The organism is Thalassococcus lentus (genome assembly GCF_028023555.1).
GTDB classification, from domain to species: domain Bacteria; phylum Pseudomonadota; class Alphaproteobacteria; order Rhodobacterales; family Rhodobacteraceae; genus Thalassococcus_A; species Thalassococcus_A lentus.
Genome location: NZ_JAQIOY010000010.1, coordinates 1 through 19,267 on the forward strand (window position 1 = coordinate 1; position 19,267 = coordinate 19,267).

Sequence of the window (19,267 nt, forward strand, 5' to 3'; positions counted from 1 at the left end):
CCCCCCCCCCCCCCCCCCCCCCGCGGTCGGATCGCGTCAGCGATCCGATCCAGTGCTTCCCAATATTATTCGAACTCGATCAGCAGGTCCTTGGCGTCGATCTGCCCACCGGGCTGCACGTGCACGGCCTTGACGGTGCCATCGGCCTCGGCGTGCATCCCGGTTTCCATCTTCATGGCTTCGATGGTCAGCAGCAGGTCGCCTTCCTTGACCTTCGCGCCCGCCGTGACGGCAACCGATGCCACAACGCCCGGCATCGGCGCGCCCACGTGTTTGGCGTTGCCGACCTCGGCTTTTGGACGTGCTGCGCTGGAGGCCTTGGCCTTGCGGTCCGGCACACGGATTGTCCTCGGCTGTCCGTTCAGTTCAAAGAAGACACGCACTTCGCCGTCGTCCTGCGTCTCACCAACCGCCTGCAGGCGGATTTCCAGCGTTTTGCCCGGATCGATTTCGGCCGTGATCTCTTCGCCCGGCTCCATACCGTAGAAGAAGGTCAGCGTGGGAAGGGTACGCACTGGACCATAGGCACGGTGACGCCCCATGTAGTCCAGAAAGACCTTTGGATACATCAGGTAGCCGTTCAGATCCTCATCATCGACGCCTTTGCCTTCAAGCTGTTTGACCAGATCGGCGCGTGTCTCTTCGATATCAATAGGCGCCGCATGCAGGCCGGGGCGATCAGTAAAGGCTTTTTCATCCTTCAGAATCTTCTTCTGGATCTTCTTTGGCCAGCCACCGGGCGGTTGACCAAGATTGCCCTTCATCATGTCGATCACCGAATCCGGGAAGGACACATCTGTCTTGGGATCTTCGACCTCGTCGCGGCTGAGACCCTGCGACACCATCATCAGCGCCATATCTCCCACAACCTTGGAGGATGGCGTCACTTTGACGATATCACCGAACATCTGGTTCACATCGGCATAGGTCTGGGCGACCTCGTGCCACCGTTCTTCCAGTCCCATGCTGCGGGCCTGTGCCTTGAGGTTGGTGAACTGCCCGCCGGGCATTTCGTGCAGGTAGACCTCAGAGGCTGGTGCCTGCTGCGCGCTTTCAAAGGCAGCATACTGACCGCGGACCGCTTCCCAGTAGTTGGAAATCTCACGGATCGCCGCGATGTCCAGCCCGGTGTCGCGCTCGGTGTGGCGGAAGGCTTCGACCACGGAACCGAGTGTGGGCTGCGAGGTGTTGCCCGACAGCGCGTCCATGGCGGCGTCCACGGCGTCAACGCCAGCCTCGGCAGCAGCGATGATGGTGGCCGTGGCTGCGCCGGATGTGTCATGCGTGTGGAAGTGGATCGGCAGGCCGACCTCTTCCTTCAGCGCTTTGACCAGCGGGCCGGCTGCAGGGGCCTTCATCAAACCTGCCATGTCCTTGAGACCTAGGACATGTGCGCCAGCGGCTTTCAGCTCCTTGCCCATGGCGACGTAGTATTTCAGGTCATATTTGGCGCGGTCCGGGTCGAGGATGTCGCCGGTGTAGCAGATGGTGCCTTCCAGCACCTTGCCGCTTTCCAGCACCGCGTCCATGGCGACGCGCATGTTTTCCACCCAGTTCAGGCTGTCGAAAACGCGGAATACGTCGACGCCGGTTTCGGCGGCCTGTTTGACAAAGAACTGCACGACGTTGTCGGGATAGTTGGTGTATCCAACCCCGTTTGCACCGCGCAGCAGCATTTGGGTCATCAGGTTTGGCATGGCCTTGCGCAGATCGCGCAGGCGTTGCCAGGGGCATTCCTGCAAGAAGCGGTAGGCCACATCAAATGTCGCGCCGCCCCAGCATTCCATCGAGAACAGCTGCGGCAGGTTATGCGCATAGGTCGGGGCGACCTTGATCATGTCGATTGACCGCATCCGCGTGGCCAGAAGCGACTGGTGGCCGTCGCGCATGGTTGTGTCAGTGATCAACAGCTGCTTTTGCGCAGCCATCCAATCGGCCACCGCTTGCGGGCCTTTTTCCTCAAGCAGGTTGCGGGTGCCGGGGGCAGGGGTTTCGACTTTGAAACCCGGTGCACGTGCAGGGCGCAGGTCCGCCGCTGGCATGGCGCGGCCTTGCACCTCGGGGTGACCGTTTACGGTGATGTCCGCGATATAGGTCAGCACCTTAGTGCCGCGGTCCCGACGTTTGCGGAACTGGAACAGGTCCGGCGTGGTATCGATGAACTTGGTCGAATACTGGTTGTTGAGAAAGGTCTCATGCTTGAGCAGGTTGATCACGAACTCGATGTTCGTGGTCACGCCGCGGATACGGAATTCACGCAAAGCGCGGTCCATCCGTTTGATCGCCTTGTCCGGGGTCTGCGCCCAGGCTGTGACTTTCACCAAGAGCGAGTCGTAGTAGCGGGTGATCACGCCGCCCGCATAAGCCGTGCCGCCGTCCAGACGAATGCCCATACCGGTCGCCGCGCGATAGGCGGTCAGGCGGCCATAGTCGGGGATAAAGTTGTTTGCCGGGTCTTCTGTGGTGATCCGGGTTTGCAGCGCGTGGCCGTTCAGTCGGATATCATATTGGCTGGCGCGGCCGGTGGCCTCGGCCAGCGACTTGCCTTCGGCGATCAGGATTTGCGCCTGAACGATGTCGATGCCGGTCACCTCTTCGGTGACAGTGTGTTCCACCTGGACGCGAGGGTTCACTTCGATGAAGTAGAATTTGCCGGTTTCCATATCCATCAGGAACTCGACGGTGCCAGCACATTCATAGTTCACATGGGCACAGATCTTGCGGCCCAGCTCGCAAATCTCTTCGCGCTGTGCTTCGGACAGATAAGGGGCAGGGGCGCGTTCAACGACTTTCTGGTTGCGGCGCTGGACAGAACAGTCGCGTTCGTAAAGGTGGTAGATCTGGCCGTGCTTGTCACCAAGGATCTGAACCTCGACGTGACGCGCGCGGGTGATCATCTTTTCCAGATACCCCTCGCCGTTGCCAAAAGCGGCCTCGGCTTCGCGGCGGCCCTCCAGCACCTTTTCTTTCAACTCGTCCGGCCCGTTGATCGGGCGCATACCGCGGCCACCGCCGCCCCAGCTCGCCTTGAGCATCAAGGGATAGCCGATTTCTTCGGCTTCTTTTGCGATGGCTTTGAAATCGTCGCCCAGAACTTCTGTGGCGGGGATGACCGGAACGCCTGCCTGCACCGCGACTTTACGGGCGCTGGCCTTGTCGCCCAGTGCGCGCATGGTAGCGGCCTTGGGGCCGATAAAGGTGATCCCGTTTGCTTCGCAGGCGTCCACGAATTCAGGGTTCTCAGACAGCAGGCCATAGCCCGGATGGATCGCATCTGCGCCGCATTCCTTGGCAACGCGAATGATTTCGTCGATCGCCAAATAGGCCTGAACGGGTCCCAGACCTTCGCCGATGCGGTAAGCTTCGTCCGCTTTGAAGCGGTGCAGGCCCAGCTTGTCTTCCTCGGCATAGACCGCGACGGTTTGTTTGCCCATCTCGTTGGCCGCACGCATGATGCGGATGGCGATTTCACCCCGGTTGGCGATCAGGATCTTGGTAAAGCTGGTCATGTCAGAGAAGTCCTTCGGAATCGTCATTGGCGCAGGCTTACGGCACTTGGGTGGGCCCGGTAAATCGGGGTTTTTGGGTAGCTCCTGCTGCAGCGCGGCAATGTTAGCGATAAACCCGTGATGTTCAAGGGCACCTGTGGCTTCTGTTCAGATCAGGCGCTTGGAAAGATCGGCCAGCCGATGCGCTCCGATCTGTGCCATGTTCAGTTTCATGTCATCCGTCAGAATGTGCATCAGATGGCCGGGACCGGCTTTGCCAAGGGCACCGACGGCATAATGCCATGCCCGTCCCAGCATTACGAAATCCGCACCCAAGGCCAGAGCGCGCATCACATCCAGACCAGAGGCGACGCCGCTGTCGAACAGGATCGGAACCTGAGGGCCGACAGCTGCGCGGATGCTGCTCAGCTCGGTGATCGTGGCTGGGCCCGCTTCGAATTGGCGCCCGGTGTGGTTGGAGACCCAAAGCGCGTCGACCCCTTCGCTCATCAGGCGTTTGGCAACGTCGGTACAAAGCACGCCCTTGATGATCAGATCGCCTTGCCATTCCTCGCGGAGGATTTTCAGGGTGTCCCAGCCGGGGGCGCCGCGGATGATATGGCCGGCGTGCGCCAGCGAAGAACGGGCCTCGGTCTGATTCAGATAGCTTTCTGGCAAACGCAACCGGGGTGAGCCTTCTCGCAGGGTGCCCAGAGACCATTGCGGATGGCTCAGCACCTCCCAGATTACGCGTGGTGTAATCTTGGGCGGAAGGGTCAGTTTGGCGCGGCGCTGCCGCTCGCGGCGGGAATCGTCGGGAACGTCCACCGTCAAAACCAGTTTGGTGAACCCGCTGGCCTTAGCGCGGGCCAGCATGTCGCGTCTGATCTCGGGATCGGCCGGGCAATAGAGCTGGAACCAGCCCATGTCACCTGCAATAGGGCCGATCTCTTCGGGCAGGCGCGTGGCCACGGTGGACAGTCCATAGGGAATACGCTGCTCTTGTGCGAAACCTGCCAGAATGCGTTCCATCCCGGGCCACATGAGGCCAGACATGCCGAGCGGAGCGATGCCGAAGGGGCGGGCATAGTCGGCGCCCATGAAATGTGTGCTCAGATCCGGATCGATCTTGCCGGGCAGAATGTCCGGTCTGAACAACACGGCATCCAGTGCATCGCGATTGCGCTGCACTTGCAGCTCTCGCCCTGTGCCGCTGTCCAGGTACTCAAAGGCAAAATGCGGAATGCGCCGCTTTGCCTTGGCGCGCAGGTCGGAAAGGGCTGGATAAGTCAGATCAAGGTCCATGGCCGCATTAGCCGCAGTGCATTGGCATTTGTCCAGTGCCCTTTGATGCGATTGCCGGTTTTGAAATGCCCGTGCGGGTGGTGTAGCGGGTCTCTTGGCACGCGATGCGCACCAATCGCACGGCTACCGCACGAAGTCGGCCTGACCGTAGCCTTGCAAATACAAAAGCGCACTCAGGTCGCCGTGGTTCACACGCAGATCGCATTCGGCCTGAACCGATGGCTTTGCATGCAGAGCGACCCCCATGCCGGCGCGGCCAAGCATGCCCAGATCGTTGGCGCCATCACCGACGGCCAGAACGTCATTCGCGGTGATGCCCAGTCGTTGGGATATGCTGTCCAGAGCGTCGACCTTGGCCGCGCGGCCGAGGATGGGCATGCCCACTTCGCCGGTCAACTGGCCGTCCTTGATCAATAGCGTGTTGGCCTGGTTTTCATCAAAGCCCAGTTTGGCAGCGACACGGGCCGTAAAGGCGGTAAAGCCGCCTGACACCAGCGCGCAATGCGCACCGTTCGCTTTCATGGTCGCCAGAAGCGCAGGCCCGCCGGGCATCAGCGTGATCCGGGTTTCCACAACGCGGTCGATGACCTCTTCGGGCAATCCGCGCAGCAGCGCTACGCGTTCGCGCAGGGCGCCGTCAAAATCTAGTTCTCCGTTCATGGCGCGGGCTGTGATGTCTTTGACATGGGCGCCTACGCCGGCTTCTTCTGCCAGCTCGTCGATGCATTCCTGCTCGATCATGGTGCTGTCCATATCGGCCAAGAGCATGGATTTGCGGCGCCCTTCGGCCGGTAGCAGGTTCAGGTCTGCCTGATCGGCCAGCGTCGCCCGGACGTCATCAAACTGGCTTGGCCGCGTTTCGAGCGGAAATTCGGCGGCTTCGTCCGGGGACAGCCATGTGACCGTGCCGCCGCCAAAAGCGTTGCGCAGCGTCTCCACGAGGGCCGGATCCAGCGCGCCGGGCTTGGCGATGAGGGAAGCGATCAGCATGGGTCTTGGCTCCGTGGTTTGTTCGGCTGCGCTTCTGCCATGGCGAGGCGGGCTTGGCCAGAGGTGGATGGCACGCCGCTCAGGCAAAGCTGCCCTGACAGAACCACCCCGGCGAAAGCGCCGCGCCATGGGCATAAAACAGCCAGAGCCTGTCGCCCCGATCCGTTTCAACGCGCCAATAGTCGCGCGGCCCGGATCGCCATGCGGGATCATCCAGCCACCATTCCGGGGCAATCCGTTCGGGCCCGGATGCCTGCAGGCAGGAAAAGTCGCGCCCGCGCCAGCGAAAGCGGGGCGGTGGGGTAGGGCCGTCGCCACCTGCCACCGGTTCGGGTGGCCAGAGCAACACGGGTCTGGGGGTTGCGGATTTGGGCCAGTCCTCGGCGGGTTCGGACCATGCCGCAGCCAGAACCTGAGCCCCTTTTTCCGGTATGTGGCTGGCGCCGGGGTGCAGGCGTGTGATGGCTTCCATGCCCACCCGCGCGCCCAGTCGTCCCAGCAGATCCTCAAGCGCAGCGCCCTGATTTTGCCTGCGCTGGCCATGGGCGGCGGCCTCAGCGTGTCCGGCCATGGTGCGCGCCTGTATCGGCTCATGCTGTACGGCTTCGAGGCGTAGCATGTCGATGCCCGGACCTGCGTCCAGCGCTTCGATTTTCATGGCCAGCAATGTCCGTAGCCTTTGCGGGTCTGCGCTGGCCACAGCGCCGGTCACCGTTTGCCAGCACATTTGTCCGTCACAGCGATGCGCCTCGAGCCGCATGACCCGTGCACCGCGCGCCTTGGTGCGCAGTTTGTCACACAGAGGGCCCAGCATGCGTTCGAGCGCTGCTTCGACGTCACTGGCCAGACCGATGGGGTCTGGAAAGGACAGTCGTACGGCAAAGCGTTCTGGGGGCGGGGCGGGCGAAATCGGTTCTGGCGCGCTGCCGATGGCTTGATCCAGCCGGTCCACCATGCCGCGTCCGAACCGCCGGGCCAGCCCGGCGCGCGGTTGCCCCAAAAGATCACTGATCCGGCGCAGGCCCAGCCGGTTCAGTTGATCGCGGGTGTGCGGCTCCAGCCGCAGGGCCGCCACGGGCAAGGAGCCGATCGCGGACCATGTTTGCCCAACCGGTGCGATGCGGCTCTGGCTGGGGGATGCGGCCGCCACCCCCGGTGCGGTGCCGCCGCGTTCCCAATGCCGCCGTTTGCCTGCGCGGGAACGCGTGGCGCGCGCCTCTTGGTCGATGGCATCCCCGGATCGGTGTGATCCGACCTGCTGGGCGCTGTAGCGTGCCAGTGCCCATGCCGCGCCCAGCGTGTCTGCGATCCCCAGCCGTGCTGTCAGCCCCAGATCCGCGCAATCCTGTGTCACTTGCTTTGCCAGTGCGGCTTCACCGCCGAACAGATGCGCGCAACCTGTCAAATCGATCACCAGTGCATCGGGAGGCTCAGAAGAGACCCAAGGGGAAAAGCGCCCGGCCCAGCGGTGCAATGCACCCAGAAAATCGGCTTCGCGATGGGCCGCGCGGGGACGGGTGATCAGATCGGCGCATTGGGCGTGGGCATCGCGCAATGGTTGCCCGGAGTAGAGCCCCAGCTTTGCCGCAGCCTCGGAGACAGAAGACAGCACCTGCGCGGGCCCCTGTTCTTCCATGATAGCAAAGGGAACATCGCCCAGATGCGGTTCGACCCGGATCAGACGTTCAGCGCCAAGGCGCGGAAACCAGAGGGATAGAATACGGCGATGTGGCATGGGCAGCAGAAAATGTTCCTAATTTGTTCTTATTAATTCCGGGTGCCGATGTCGAGTCCCAGACCTTGTGGCTGATTGGGCAAAACCGGTCAGGATGTCTGGCTCGCGCAAACGTGCGCAGCCCATGCTTGCCAAGTCCCTTTCGCCTTTGCATCCTCAAGCAAAGGGAGAAAGCCATGCAAAGACGTCATTTCTTTACCGGAGCCGCTGCTGCGCTTGGCCTGTCGGGGCAGGCCGCAACGGCGAAGGGTCGTTTCGAGGTCACCCGAAGCGATGCTGAGTGGAAGGCCATGCTGAGCGCGCTTGAGTACAAAGTGATGCGGCGCGAAGGCACCGAACGGGCCTTTACCTCGCCGCTCAATAACGAAAAGCGTGCGGGGACATTTGTTTGCCGAGGCTGTGATCTGCCGCTTTATTCGTCCAAGCACAAATACGACAGCGGCACAGGCTGGCCCAGCTTTTGGCAGGCGGTACGCCCTTCGGCGATCGGAACCAAGACCGACCGTTCGCTTTTTATGGTGCGCACCGAGTGCCATTGCGCGCGATGCGGATCGCACCTTGGGCACATCTTCGATGATGGGCCTCAGCCCACTGGACAACGCCATTGCATCAACGGGGTGTCGCTGGTGTTCAAGGCCAGCTAGGGTGTCCGTCATTTTGGCCGGAAGGAACCGTACAGCATGATTGCCTATGTCACTGTCGGTGCCGATGACATCGAGAGCGCAAAGCGGTTTTATACCGCCTTTCTGCCTGCGCTGGGGTACGGGTTGACCGAAGGCTCCGAAGGTTTGAGCTTTGCCTTGCCGTCTGAGCCGGGCCAGTCTGTCGTTTTGCCGGATTTTTATGTCAAACCAACGTACGACGGCAATCCGGCGTCGGCTGGCAACGGTGCCATGGTGGCGTTCGAGGCCAGCACCCAACACGAGGTTCGCAGGTTGCACGCCGCTGCACTGGCAGCTGGCGGGGCGGACGAAGGCCAACCCGGATTTCGTGCCGCCTATGGCGCGGATTTTTATGTCAGCTACCTTCGCGATCCCCAAGGCAACAAAATCGCCCTGTTTTCCTGCAATCCGGCCGAACCGGGACGGGACGATTGATACTGATAGGCGCGGCGCAGCCCTTCAAAGGGTGGTCAAGGTCGCAAATCCAAACCTGAGAAAATCCTCGATTTCCTGTGTGGGAATCTGTTCCTTTTGCATGCGCATCGCGCCGGAATGCAGCGTGTCTATGTGATGCACTGCGATGGCTGTCGGAACCTCTGGTCTGAATAGTCCGGCCTCTTTTTGGGCGTCCACCCAGACTGCAATCCCTTGCTGGAAATAATCGCGCAGCTGGTCAACAAGATCGCCGGTTTCCGGCCCCAATCTATCGCGGTGTGCGCGCATGGTGACAAACAGACAGCCCGCCGGCAGACCCAGCGCATCTTTGTCTTTTGTCAGAAACGACACGATCGTTTCCACTGTGTCCGCATAGGGTTCGCCAACACGAAAAAGCGCCAGAAACGGGTCGATCGCCATTGTTTTGTAGGTCATCAAGGCGGCCGTTTTCAGGCCGTCATCACTGCCGAATTCCCGATAGAGACCGGGTTTGGAAACCTTTGCGGCCGCGCAAATGTCATTGACGGATACCTCGGCAGGTCCGTTTGACCAGTAGTTCATCAATGCGATTTCCAGGACGCGGTCACGATCGAGGGTCTTGGGGCGTCCACGGGGCTTTGCAGGAGAGTTCATATATTTCGTACCAATAGGTATTTATTGATTGACAGTCATGTTTTCGTACCTCTAGTTACGAAAAAAATGAACCCGCCGCCAGCCTGATAGTGAGAGACTGAACATGTCGAAAGATCCCCTTGGAATCGTGGCACGCATGAATGCGATGAGCCTGATGATGATCACCCCCGAATTTTATAAAATTCGCCGGATGCGTTCAGAAGGGGCGGCCCGGATTTCCGAAGCGCCTGCGCGCTTCGAAATGAAGCCTGACTTCATCGAAGTGGATGGGCTTAATATTCGCGTAGCAACAAGCCGAATGCCCGATCGTCCCACTGTATTGTTCCTCAGCCCACTGCCTCAGAGCATCCTTTGCTACGATGCTGTCTGGGCGAAGTTGTCTGGCCATTGCGACCTGATCGCTGTTGATCTGCCGGGCTTTGGTCGCAGCGATGGTGGGTCGCAATACATGAGTTTTGATGCGCAAAGCGCTTTTCTGCAAAAAATCATGGATGTGATGGCGCTGAACGACGTGCACATCGTCGCGCCGGATGTGGCTATGCCGGTTGCGATGCATCATGCGATCCATAGACCCGAAAAGGTCAAAAGCATTCTGATTGGGGACGGGCCGGGCATCTTCCCTTCAGCCGACGGCAGTCTGATCCGAAAAATCACGAAATCCGGGTTCTGGCGGACCCTTGTTCGGCTGAACGGGGCCAAGACCTTTATCGCCGGGGCCTTGCAGCTGGGCTATTTGCACTACAGCCCCACACGAGAAGAGGTTGAAGATTATGTCAAATCCTACGCGGGGCGGATCGGGCAGGTCACCCAGTACTTCAAACACTACGCCACGGGCTGTGCGGCGCTGACCGCTGACATAGCGAAGCTGAATGTACCCACGCAGGTCTTCTGGGGCGATGAAGATGGATTCCTGCTGGTCGACAATGCGCACAATCTGCAGGCTCGACTGCCCCAAGGTTCTGTTCATGTGTTCGAGAACTGCGGGCATTTCTGCTATCAGGACAAAAGCGCTGAGTTTGCCGCGATGGTGCGCGATTGGGTTGAAACCTGATCTGGCATCGAAACCGAGACCAGGCACAGATTTCCAAACAGTGATCACAAAAAAGCCCGGACCAATCCGCGGTCCGGGCTTTTGCTGGTCTGGCCTGCCGCCTAAGGCATGACAGTAGTCTATTTGAACGAGCGTGAATCCTTGATCTGATCCCATGCCCATACAACCAGTTGCAACTGGTCTTCCTGACTGCGGTCGCCGCCGTTGATGTCGGGGTGCAAAACCTTGATCAGGGCTTTGTAGGACTTGCGGATTTCCGCCTTGGTCCAAGTATCCTCGGCCTCGAGCACCTCAAGCGCGCGGCGTTCGGTGGGGGGCAGCTTGCGAGTGCCGCCCTTGGCTTTGCCGGGATTGCGCGTGGCATTGTCGCCCAGTACCTGATGCGGGTCTTCAATGCCCAGACGGGCCCAGGCCTTGGCCTCTGGGTCACGCCAGTCCTTGGTCTTGCGCTCCCAAACCTTGTCCGAGGAATCCTGAGCATTCATCTCGGCCTCGGTCTTGCCTTCGTAGAAGTTCCACTTGTTATTGTATTCGCGGACGTGGTCCTTGCAGAACCAGTAAAAGTCGTCCAGCACGTCCGGCGCCTTGGGCGCACGGAACTTGCCCGCTTCCTCGCAGCCCTCATGTTCGCACACGCGGGTGGAGGTTTCCTGTTCACCTGTCATGCCCCGGCGCCCGCGCGGGTTTTTCTTTTTCGCGGACTTGACGGACATGTCGAACCCAAAGGGATCTGGCTTGCTCATCTGCAACCTCTTTTCGACTCGGAGGCCAGAGTTTAGACTATCTTTCACCAGTTTACAGGGGGCTAAGCAGAAAATTGTCCAAGGCAGATCGGATTGAGCAGGCGCTGCGTGCCGCCTTTAACCCAAGCGCACTGTCGGTGCGCGATGACAGTGAACGCCATCGTGGCCACGCAGGCTATCAGGAAGGTGGCGAAAGCCACTATCACGTGACGCTTCGATCGATGGAATTCGAAGGTCAAAGCCGGATTGCCCGCCACCGCGCGGTGCACAAGGCGCTGGGCGCGGAATTGGTGGCATCCATTCACGCCCTGTCGCTAGATCTGGGCACCTGAAGGCGTGGTTGCTGTCTAGCTGCCGTTCGCCTTGAGCCGTGAGGCGCGGGCGGTCAGAACGCTGGGCAGTTGCTGTACGGGCTGAACTTCGGCCGGGGCGTCTGGCTGTGAGGCCGGACCCCGGTCCGTTGGCGTGGCCGCCGGGGTGGCTTTGCGCTTGGCCGTCTTGCTGACGATTTTGACGGTGCGCGCGGGCTTGGCCGGGTCTGGTTGGGGCTTGGCCTGCGCCACATCATGGATCTGAGTTTCCGGCAATTCCCGTGGCGTGGGGGGCTCGTCGATTTGCGGCGGGGCCAACATACGTGGCGCGTAGCTGTTCACATCTTCTGCGTCGGGGCGACGGAATACCAGCAGGTTGCGCCAGACCGTCGCGGTCTGTGTCAAGCCACTGCGTTCCTCGCTGGGCAGGGTTTCGCTGCGCTGATACTCCCAGCCGCGCTGAGCCATATCGTTCATGATCTGCTCAATCGAGGCCGCAAAGCGGCTCTCGGGGTCTTTGACGCCTTTGACCTTGTCACCCTTTTCGGGGGCGGGAACGACCTTGTATTCGTAACGCATCTGCTCATGCACCTGTTGTCTTTGGGGTGGGTATCTCAGGCTGTTGTGGTCAGGTGAGGGAGAAATTGCGGCATCATGATGCCGCGCGGGACAGGGGGCCGGGTTGGGCTTGTTCCCAAAAGAATAAAGGCGGGCCTTTCGGCGCCGCCTCGATGCTCTGAAAAACAAAGGGCTTAAGACCCCCCAATCGAAAATTCTTGTATCAATCGCTCTCTTGCGCCTCTCAAATACTGAGGCTGCCGCCTAATCCCGTGACGGTGAATACACGTTAACTTTTCCCCCTAGACAGGGGCAGTCAGGGAAACCTTACGTTAGGGAATTGGAATGCAAGCGCTTTGGAAGCCGGATTCAGGCCGAAACCACTGATGGGGGGGACCCCATCCAGTCCAAAACCAGCTGAAGCCACCACAGATACCCGTCCAGCACCCAGCCTGAATGCTGCCAGAGAAGCCAAAGGACTCCCCCGATGGCGACGATCGGCAGCGTGTATAGCACCATGAGCGACAGCGCCAGCGCGGCTGCGGACAGGTTGGACAATACCGCGCTTTGTTCCGGATCCAGCCGCGCGACCAAACCGCCCCAGAAGGGCAGCGGCACCCATGTGATGACGCTGAGCGCGGCAAGCCCGAGGTGCACCAGTGTTGGCAGCAAGGTAGAGGCAACCATGGCGACCACCCAGACATGCGCCCCCGGATCGTCCAGAATGGCCTGAACATCCACCAGCACCTCGCCGCGCAGCAGATTGATCTGAGCAAAGACGATGACCAGCGTGGTCGCCAATAGCGCAAAGATAACCGCTGCCACCGCGATATCGGCAAGTCCGGCGAGGAAGGGCCAAACTTTCTTGTGGCTGCGTCCCCACCTTAGAAGGAAGATCGTCCAGCCATAGCTGAGCCAATCAAAAAACGCGTTGATCGAAGGTAAGAGAACCAATGCTATGGCCCAAAGCAAAGCCTGTGCATCAGTCGATCCAATTGCGATGAAACTACCTGTCAAAAAACTGGCTAACAAATAGAATGAAAGCCGCCGGGCGCCGATTCCCTGAGTGATCCCCGCGGCAACCCAAAGAGTTGCTGCTGCGCCGACCAATACTGCCAGAACAGTGCTTACAGCCGTAGCCAAGGTTGTGAATGCTGCAGAGAATGCGCCGGCTAGTGCACCGGTCGATGCCAAAGCGATCGCCGCTATGCCGGAAATAATGGCGGCTACCGTAATGGAACCCAACAATGCAACAGCGCCAGAGAACTCAACTGCGCCCAGAACCAGCACTGCGAAAGCAAACGCTAGGGAGCCGACAAACGCCAAAATTGCGACGTTGTCGAGCATTTGCGTCATCAACTTTGATGAAACAAACGCCAACTCAGACACTGATAGGAACCGCACTGCCAAAAAAATACTAACGCCAGCCAACGTTGGCATTCTCACTGCCCAATTCACGCCTTCTGGGAATAAAAGGAACCCGCCAAAACGAATTTCGCTACCAGTGACTGCCCACTGCACTCCAGCGACTAAAATAGGATAGATGATAGCGACAGTCAGGGCGGCATTGAGAACAGGCCACGACCAAGGGTTCTTTGCTATTTCTTCCGCCGTCGCATTGTCGACAGCTCTTGGTTGGATTCGCCATTCGAAGCGGTCCATCCAGCCCTTTTCCGGAAGCGGATTGTCTTCCACCGTTTCCGGTTTCAATACCCGTTCCAGCCATTGCAGGACGGCCTCTAGCGTTGCTTTGTAGGGGCGGTGCATGCGTTTGGCTTTTTGCGCCAGCCAGTCCTTGTCACCTTGGTGTTTGCCTGCTGTTTTCAGCGTTCGGTAGAGCAGGTAAAACACACCGGCTGCGACGAGCGACGGGACGCCCCACAACACAACCACCCAATCAACAAACTTGTCCAATCCCATGGCATGACGCTAGGGCGCGTCGTGCCGGTCTGCAAGCAAAAGGAGAGTCTTTTGCCTTGCACTCAGGCGCTGCATTGGCCCCATAGAAAAAGCCGGCCCCGCGTATTATCGGGGCCGGCTTTGTTTTGTGTGGATCGTGCCTGGTCGCCGGTCAGACGGTGCCCATGGCCGAGGTGATCAGGAAGAAGATCACAGCCGAGAGCGTCGCGGCCGCTGGGACTGTGATGACCCATGCTGCGATGATCGTCATGAAGTGCGACCTGCGCACCAATTTGCGACGACGACGTTCCTCCACGCCATAAACCGGGCGATCTGGCATGGCGATCCGGGCCTTGCGAATGCGGCGTTCCGCGTCCCATTCCCGGAAGAAGCCGACCCCGAAAACACCGCCCACGGCAATGTGGGTCGAGCTGACGGGCAGGCCGAGCCAACTGGCGACAATCACGGTGATCGCGGCAGACAAGGCGACGCAGTAGGCGCGCATCGGGTTCAGCTTGGTGATCTGGCTGCCTACCATCTTGATAAGCTTAGGCCCAAAGATGAACAGGCCAAAGGAAATTCCGAAGGCACCAATGACCATGACCCAGAGCGGGATGCTGACAGCCTCGGTAAAGTTGCCCGACTGCGAAGCCTGCACGATCGCGGCAAGCGGACCAACCGCATTGGCCACATCGTTGGCACCATGGGCAAAGCTGAGAAGGGCAGCGGATACCACCAGCGGAATGCCAAACAGCACCTTGAGCGATTTGTTGCGGTTCTCCAGCCCCTGCGACTGTTTGCGAATGATCGGGATCATGATCATCCAGACAAGTGCGCCAATGGCAGCGCCGATCAAAAGCGCGGTGGGCAGGTCGATCTTGATGATCTTTTTGAGACCCTTCAGCGCCAGATAGGATGCAAAGGTGCCGGCCATAATGCCCACGAGCACAGGCACCCATTTGCGCGCCGCTGCGATCTTGTCGTCCTGATAGATGATACGCGATTTGATCAGGGCCAGAAACAGCGCGGCGATGACCCCGCCCAGCACGGGCGAGATGACCCAGCTGGCGGCAATCGCGCTCATCGTAGGCCAGTTCACGGCGGTAAATCCCGCCGCTGCAATCCCGGCCCCCATGACGCCGCCGACCACAGAATGGGTGGTGGACACAGGTGCGCCGACCCATGTGGCCAAATTCACCCAAAGCGCGGCCGACAAAAGCGCAGCCATCATCGCCCAGATGAACACTTCGGCGGTGCCCATGCTTTCGGGCTCGATGATTCCCTTTGCAATGGTGGACACCACATCACCACCCGCAATCAGGGCGCCCGCGCTTTCAAAGACAGCAGCGATGGCAATGGCGCCGCCCATGCTCAGCGCATTTGCGCCGACGGCGGGGCCCATGTTGTTTGCAACGTCGTTGGCCCCAATGTTCAGCGCCATATAAGCCCCGAAGCAGGCAGCGACGATCACGACCATCGAATTGTTTGTCTGGCCAAAGAACAGTGCAGCCGCGAGCCCGGCCAGCACCACAAAGATCAATGAGATACCGGGCCCGACCAAAGGCCGCCCTACGTAGCTCGTCGCCATTTCCAGATTGGAAAACCGGTCGAGATCACGATCCAGCGTTTCCAAATGGCGCGGATCACCCTTTTGGTCTGTCATCCCTTACTCCCCAGGAATTTTTAACGCGTTTAAACCGGGGATACAGGGATAATCAATTGTAAGTTTCCAACCTCAGCCGGTTTGGTCCCGGAAGATCTGCTGCAACTGCGGCTCGTCCACCATGTCTGCGGCTTTTTCGGCCGAAACCCATGTGCGTGTGCGCTGATCAGCCTCGGGGTAGTCTTCGGCCAGTTCTTCAACGGACACGGAATAAACCAGCGTCTCGACTGGAAAACTCCAACCCGAGTTTTGTCGTTTCTGGTAGGTGTAGGTGCCGGATGGGCGGCCTTTGGCTTGGCCGGATTTGACACCGGCTTCTTCCCAGGCTTCTTGCAACGCTGCCTCGTTTGAAGCGAGACCGCGTATTGGCCAACCCTTGGGAATGATCCAGCGCTTGGTGCCCCGGCTTGTCACCAACAGATACTCGCGCTTGTTGCGTTCACCGCGATGACACAGGGCGGCCACCTGAAGTTTTTTTGGGCGCTGAAGCATAGGGCTCAGCACATCAGACCATGCTTTGTGCAGTACCGAATTCATGAATGAAACCGCTCAATTCTTTGTTTTTTCTTGTTTTATAACAAAGAGGCGGGCAGTGCAAATTTACCCTGACGCGGACCGGATCGCCCGGCCGGGCCACAGCGGCCACATATGCGACAGGTTTGATGCGCGCGTCCCGGGTCAGCCTGCCGGGGCGGGCAGGCCAATCACGTCCAATTTTTCCGAAAAGGTCACAGACCTAACTTGGCCGCCACGATCTGGTTCACGGCTTTGGGGTTGGCCTTGCCGCCTGTGGCTTTCATGACCTGACCAACAAACCATCCTGCCAGCTTGGGGTTCTGTTTGGCTTTTTCCACCTGTGCGGGGTTCGCGGCGATGATTTCATCGACCGCTGTTTCAATCGCGCCGGTGTCCGTGACCTGCTTCATGCCGCGATCTTCGACAATCTGCTCTGGGTCGCCGCCTTCGGTGTAGACGATTTCGAACAGGTCCTTGGCGATCTTTCCGCTGATGGCGTCAGACTTGATAAGTTTAATGATACCAGCGAGTTGCGCAGGGGAAATCGGGCTGTCTTCGATGCTGTGGTCTTCTTGCTTGAGCCGTCCGAACAGCTCATTGATGACCCAGTTGGCGGCCAATTTTCCGTCTCCGGCCTGCGATGCGACTTCTTCGAAGTAGGCAGCATTTGCGACCTCGGCGGTCAGCACCGATGCGTCGTATTCCGACAGGCTGAAGTCAGCCACAAAACGGGCTTTCTTTTCGTCGGGCAGCTCGGGCAGCGAAGCGGCAATGTCGTCAACCCAGCCCTGCTCGATTTCCAGCGGCATCAGGTCAGGGCAGGGGAAGTAGCGGTAATCATGCGCTTCTTCCTTGGAGCGCATGGAACGCGTCTCGCCCTTGTCTGGATCATACAGACGGGTTTCCTGATCGATTTCGCCGCCGGCCTCCAGAATTGCGATCTGGCGCTTGGCCTCATAGTCGATCGCCTGCTGGATAAAGCGCATGGAGTTCATGTTCTTGATCTCGCAGCGCGTGCCAAGATGCCCGAAGTCCTGCGTTTCCTGATATTTTTCGTATTGGCCCGGACGGCAGACAGACACGTTCACATCGGCGCGCAGGTTGCCGTTTTGCATGTTGCCATCGCAGGTGCCCAGATAGCGCAGGATCTGGCGCAGCTTGGTAACATAGGCGGCGGCTTCTTCGGGGCCGCGAATGTCGGGGCGGCTGACAATCTCCATCAGTGCCACGCCTGTGCGGTTCAAATCCACAAAGGACATATGCGGGTCCATGTCGTGGATCGATTTGCCGGCGTCCTGTTCAACGTGGATGCGTTCAATGCGCACCAGCCGCGCGATGCCCGGCTCCATGTCCACGATGATTTCGCCTTCGCCGACCAACGGGTGATACAGCTGTGAAATCTGGTACCCCTGTGGCAGGTCGGGATAGAAATAGTTCTTGCGGTCAAATGCCGACGTCAGGTTGATTTCCGCCTTCAGGCCCAAGCCGGTGCGAACCGCCTGTTCAATGCAGTATTCGTTCACCACAGGCAGCATGCCGGGCATGGCCGCGTCCACAAACGCCACGTTGGAGTTGGGCTCGGCGCCGAATTTGGTCGAAGCGCCTGAAAACAGTTTGGCCTGACTGGCGACCTGCGCATGCACTTCCATGCCGATCACCAGTTCCCAATCGTGCTTTGCCCCGGCGATTACCTTGGGTTTGGGTGTCTCAAAGGTCAGGTCCAGCATTGGGTGGCTCCGTGTGTCTGATTGCGCTCGGATTGCGCTGCGTTGACCGCGTTCTAGGCCAGCGCGCAACGAGCGGCAAGAGGCCTGCGCACTTCGGGCGCGGGCCTTTGGGTGAGCCGGTCATTTGTTAGACGATTTCGACGCCGTTTTCGCCAAAGGTGATGCGACCGTGCTGGCCAAGTTGCGGTGCAAAGTAGCTGGCCAGAGTGGACAGCGCACGGGCCTTGCCGCGTGCTGCGGCATCTTCGGCTTCGGGTTCGTTGTTTGCAGAATACCAAGGGGCAGGGGCCTTGGCCCACAAACCGGGATGGATTTCACGAAGATGGTTTTGTGCAATCCACCCGAAACAATGGGCAATCCTGCTGTGGCTGGCGTCGCGGTTCTGACCGGCGGCCATGGTCACACCGGTAAAAGCGGCCAGACGGTTGGCCATGTGTTGGTCGCGGCATTGTTCGAGAATGTCATGCAATCCGCTTGTGAAGGTTTCGGCATCAACACGGCGCACGGCTTCGATGTCCTGCTCCAGTGCGCCGATCCAGACCCACGTATAACCGCCGCTGCCCCAAATGTCGCTTGTGTTGGTGGCAACCCGCCGGGCCTGCAGTTCGAGCGCTTCCCAAGACCCAAGGTTCTGCGGGAGCAATTGACGTCCGAAGGCGCACATGTGTTCCGGACAGGTCGGATCGAGATCGATCAGGTCTTCGAAGTCGTCAGCCAGACGTTCAGAGGGTGCCACATCTGCCGAGATGACTGCGCAGCGCAACATCGCCAGCAGGGGAGCGTCGGCGGCAAAAGGCTCGAACCGGTCAGCCAGCTGCGATGCCGCGCGCATATGGCGATCATGAGCCTCCCGAATCTGAGGAGACAATTCGCGCAATGGCGTTCTCCCGCGCCACATTTGCGCCAGTTCCACATGCGCCATCGCGACAACGGATGCGAATCCGAAACACTCGGGCATATCATCGAGATTGATTTCGAGTGATGCCATGGCAGCAAAGGCGCGGCGTGGCTCGCCCTTGGACACGGCGGATTTTGCCGCCTCCAGCACATCGGCGCGGGCACCTTCTGCCAAAACCTGGGCAACCGGTGTCAGGCCGGGCGTCTTTGCCCTGCCATGTTCCGCTTCGATCATTTCGCGGCACAGGGTTTCCCAGTTTTCCTGCCGGGCCAGATGCTGACCGCGTTCGTGCAGGGCCACGAGCGCTTGTTCTTCGGGGGATACATCGCAAACCGGGATTTCGACCCGCGGACGCATCGGCGGCACAGCGGCCGCGCGCTCACGGATGAGATCGTGCACATCACTTGGCGTCGCGGCTTTGGTGGGCAGCAAACGGCGGGTCAGGGATCGGATTGAGGGCAGCGCATCGATCATGGTCATAGGCTGAAGATGCGCTTGTATCTTGGCCAAAACAGGGCAGCAAAAGGAAGTGAAGCAGGCCTTCCTCGGGTCTTTACCTGTCAGTGTTTTACGTAAGGGAACGGTGCGTTGCGAAGTCAGCGACAATCGGCCTTTGCCAGCGCGCTTGCTCTGAGGCGCGGTTTTTGGCAGGG

The 19,267-nt window shown here is 59.6% G+C and carries 16 protein-coding genes; 4 read left to right on the forward strand and 12 right to left on the reverse strand.

What is annotated here, in order from left to right; genetic code table 11:
- Positions 1-65 precede the first annotated feature (65 nt).
- The 4 genes from PFY00_RS17485 to PFY00_RS17500 all read right to left on the reverse strand — a co-directional run bounded on the left by PFY00_RS17485 (position 66) and on the right by PFY00_RS17500 (position 7,518).
- Positions 66-3,509 (reverse strand): pyruvate carboxylase, encoded by a 3,444-nt coding sequence (locus PFY00_RS17485; RefSeq protein ID WP_271434024.1) that lies wholly within the window; start codon positions 3,507-3,509, stop codon positions 66-68.
- A gap of 147 nt (positions 3,510-3,656) precedes the next feature.
- Entirely contained in the window at positions 3,657-4,793 is a 1,137-nt protein-coding gene (locus PFY00_RS17490; protein ID WP_271433889.1) for an alpha-hydroxy acid oxidase, read from the reverse strand.
- 123 nt (positions 4,794-4,916) lie between these two features.
- Positions 4,917-5,783 carry a phosphoserine phosphatase SerB gene (gene serB, locus PFY00_RS17495; protein WP_271433890.1) on the reverse strand — a complete coding sequence of 289 codons (867 nt, stop codon included), beginning with the start codon at positions 5,781-5,783 and terminating at the stop codon, positions 4,917-4,919.
- Positions 5,784-5,862: 79 nt separating this feature from the next.
- Positions 5,863-7,518 (reverse strand): Y-family DNA polymerase, encoded by a 1,656-nt coding sequence (locus PFY00_RS17500; protein ID WP_271433891.1) that lies wholly within the window; start codon positions 7,516-7,518, stop codon positions 5,863-5,865.
- Between the two features lie 176 nt (positions 7,519-7,694).
- On the opposite strand from PFY00_RS17500, the gene msrB reads away from it, so the two are divergent.
- Together msrB and PFY00_RS17510 are read left to right on the forward strand one after the other, a co-directional pair.
- Positions 7,695-8,162, forward strand: a complete 468-nt coding sequence (msrB, locus tag PFY00_RS17505) for a peptide-methionine (R)-S-oxide reductase MsrB (protein ID WP_271433892.1) — start codon at positions 7,695-7,697, stop codon at positions 8,160-8,162.
- Between the two features lie 36 nt (positions 8,163-8,198).
- A complete protein-coding gene (locus PFY00_RS17510) occupies positions 8,199-8,615 on the forward strand; it encodes a VOC family protein (RefSeq protein WP_271433893.1) in 417 nt (138 codons plus the stop codon).
- A gap of 24 nt (positions 8,616-8,639) precedes the next feature.
- Here PFY00_RS17510 and PFY00_RS17515 read toward each other — a convergent pair whose 3' ends face one another.
- Positions 8,640-9,248: a TetR/AcrR family transcriptional regulator gene (locus PFY00_RS17515; RefSeq protein ID WP_271433894.1), complete on the reverse strand. Its 609-nt coding sequence runs from the start codon at positions 9,246-9,248 to the stop codon at positions 8,640-8,642.
- A gap of 103 nt (positions 9,249-9,351) precedes the next feature.
- Between PFY00_RS17515 and PFY00_RS17520 the strand changes: the two genes are divergently transcribed.
- A complete protein-coding gene (locus PFY00_RS17520; protein ID WP_271433895.1) occupies positions 9,352-10,299 on the forward strand; it encodes an alpha/beta fold hydrolase in 948 nt (315 codons plus the stop codon).
- A 119-nt stretch (positions 10,300-10,418) separates the two neighbouring features.
- Here the strand turns inward: PFY00_RS17520 and PFY00_RS17525 are convergent, their stop codons facing one another.
- Positions 10,419-11,042: a J domain-containing protein gene (locus PFY00_RS17525; protein WP_271433896.1), complete on the reverse strand. Its 624-nt coding sequence runs from the start codon at positions 11,040-11,042 to the stop codon at positions 10,419-10,421.
- A gap of 74 nt (positions 11,043-11,116) precedes the next feature.
- On the opposite strand from PFY00_RS17525, the gene PFY00_RS17530 reads away from it, so the two are divergent.
- Positions 11,117-11,374, forward strand: coding sequence for a BolA family protein (locus tag PFY00_RS17530; RefSeq protein ID WP_271433897.1), 258 nt, complete (start codon positions 11,117-11,119; stop codon positions 11,372-11,374).
- A gap of 15 nt (positions 11,375-11,389) precedes the next feature.
- Here the strand turns inward: PFY00_RS17530 and PFY00_RS17535 are convergent, their stop codons facing one another.
- The 6 genes from PFY00_RS17535 to PFY00_RS17560 all read right to left on the reverse strand — a co-directional run bounded on the left by PFY00_RS17535 (position 11,390) and on the right by PFY00_RS17560 (position 19,094).
- Complete coding sequence (locus PFY00_RS17535; protein ID WP_271433898.1) at positions 11,390-11,932, reverse strand: DUF4177 domain-containing protein; 543 nt, start codon at positions 11,930-11,932, stop codon at positions 11,390-11,392.
- 348 nt (positions 11,933-12,280) lie between these two features.
- Entirely contained in the window at positions 12,281-13,831 is a 1,551-nt protein-coding gene (locus PFY00_RS17540; protein WP_271433899.1) for a hypothetical protein, read from the reverse strand.
- Positions 13,832-13,982: 151 nt separating this feature from the next.
- Positions 13,983-15,473, reverse strand: a complete 1,491-nt coding sequence (locus PFY00_RS17545; protein WP_271433900.1) for an inorganic phosphate transporter — start codon at positions 15,471-15,473, stop codon at positions 13,983-13,985.
- Between the two features lie 72 nt (positions 15,474-15,545).
- Positions 15,546-15,965, reverse strand: coding sequence for an NUDIX hydrolase (locus tag PFY00_RS17550; protein ID WP_271433901.1), 420 nt, complete (start codon positions 15,963-15,965; stop codon positions 15,546-15,548).
- Between the two features lie 236 nt (positions 15,966-16,201).
- Positions 16,202-17,716 carry an Asp-tRNA(Asn)/Glu-tRNA(Gln) amidotransferase subunit GatB gene (gene gatB, locus PFY00_RS17555; protein WP_271433902.1) on the reverse strand — a complete coding sequence of 505 codons (1,515 nt, stop codon included), beginning with the start codon at positions 17,714-17,716 and terminating at the stop codon, positions 16,202-16,204.
- Positions 17,717-17,843: 127 nt separating this feature from the next.
- Positions 17,844-19,094, reverse strand: a complete 1,251-nt coding sequence (locus PFY00_RS17560) for a hypothetical protein (RefSeq protein WP_271433903.1) — start codon at positions 19,092-19,094, stop codon at positions 17,844-17,846.
- Positions 19,095-19,267 lie beyond the last annotated feature (173 nt).

Coding starts and splice junctions, on each gene's coding strand:
- PFY00_RS17485 (WP_271434024.1), bottom strand. CDS start 3,509: ATGACCAGCTTTACCAAGATCCTGATCGCCAACCGGGGTGAAATCGCC.
- PFY00_RS17490 (WP_271433889.1), bottom strand. CDS start 4,793: ATGGACCTTGATCTGACTTATCCAGCCCTTTCCGACCTGCGCGCCAAG.
- serB (WP_271433890.1), bottom strand. CDS start 5,783: ATGCTGATCGCTTCCCTCATCGCCAAGCCCGGCGCGCTGGATCCGGCC.
- PFY00_RS17500 (WP_271433891.1), bottom strand. CDS start 7,518: ATGCCACATCGCCGTATTCTATCCCTCTGGTTTCCGCGCCTTGGCGCT.
- msrB (WP_271433892.1), top strand. CDS start 7,695: ATGCAAAGACGTCATTTCTTTACCGGAGCCGCTGCTGCGCTTGGCCTG.
- PFY00_RS17510 (WP_271433893.1), top strand. CDS start 8,199: ATGATTGCCTATGTCACTGTCGGTGCCGATGACATCGAGAGCGCAAAG.
- PFY00_RS17515 (WP_271433894.1), bottom strand. CDS start 9,248: ATGAACTCTCCTGCAAAGCCCCGTGGACGCCCCAAGACCCTCGATCGT.
- PFY00_RS17520 (WP_271433895.1), top strand. CDS start 9,352: ATGTCGAAAGATCCCCTTGGAATCGTGGCACGCATGAATGCGATGAGC.
- PFY00_RS17525 (WP_271433896.1), bottom strand. CDS start 11,042: ATGAGCAAGCCAGATCCCTTTGGGTTCGACATGTCCGTCAAGTCCGCG.
- PFY00_RS17535 (WP_271433898.1), bottom strand. CDS start 11,932: ATGCGTTACGAATACAAGGTCGTTCCCGCCCCCGAAAAGGGTGACAAG.
- PFY00_RS17540 (WP_271433899.1), bottom strand. CDS start 13,831: ATGGGATTGGACAAGTTTGTTGATTGGGTGGTTGTGTTGTGGGGCGTC.
- PFY00_RS17545 (WP_271433900.1), bottom strand. CDS start 15,473: ATGACAGACCAAAAGGGTGATCCGCGCCATTTGGAAACGCTGGATCGT.
- PFY00_RS17550 (WP_271433901.1), bottom strand. CDS start 15,965: ATGCTTCAGCGCCCAAAAAAACTTCAGGTGGCCGCCCTGTGTCATCGC.
- gatB (WP_271433902.1), bottom strand. CDS start 17,716: ATGCTGGACCTGACCTTTGAGACACCCAAACCCAAGGTAATCGCCGGG.
- PFY00_RS17560 (WP_271433903.1), bottom strand. CDS start 19,094: ATGACCATGATCGATGCGCTGCCCTCAATCCGATCCCTGACCCGCCGT.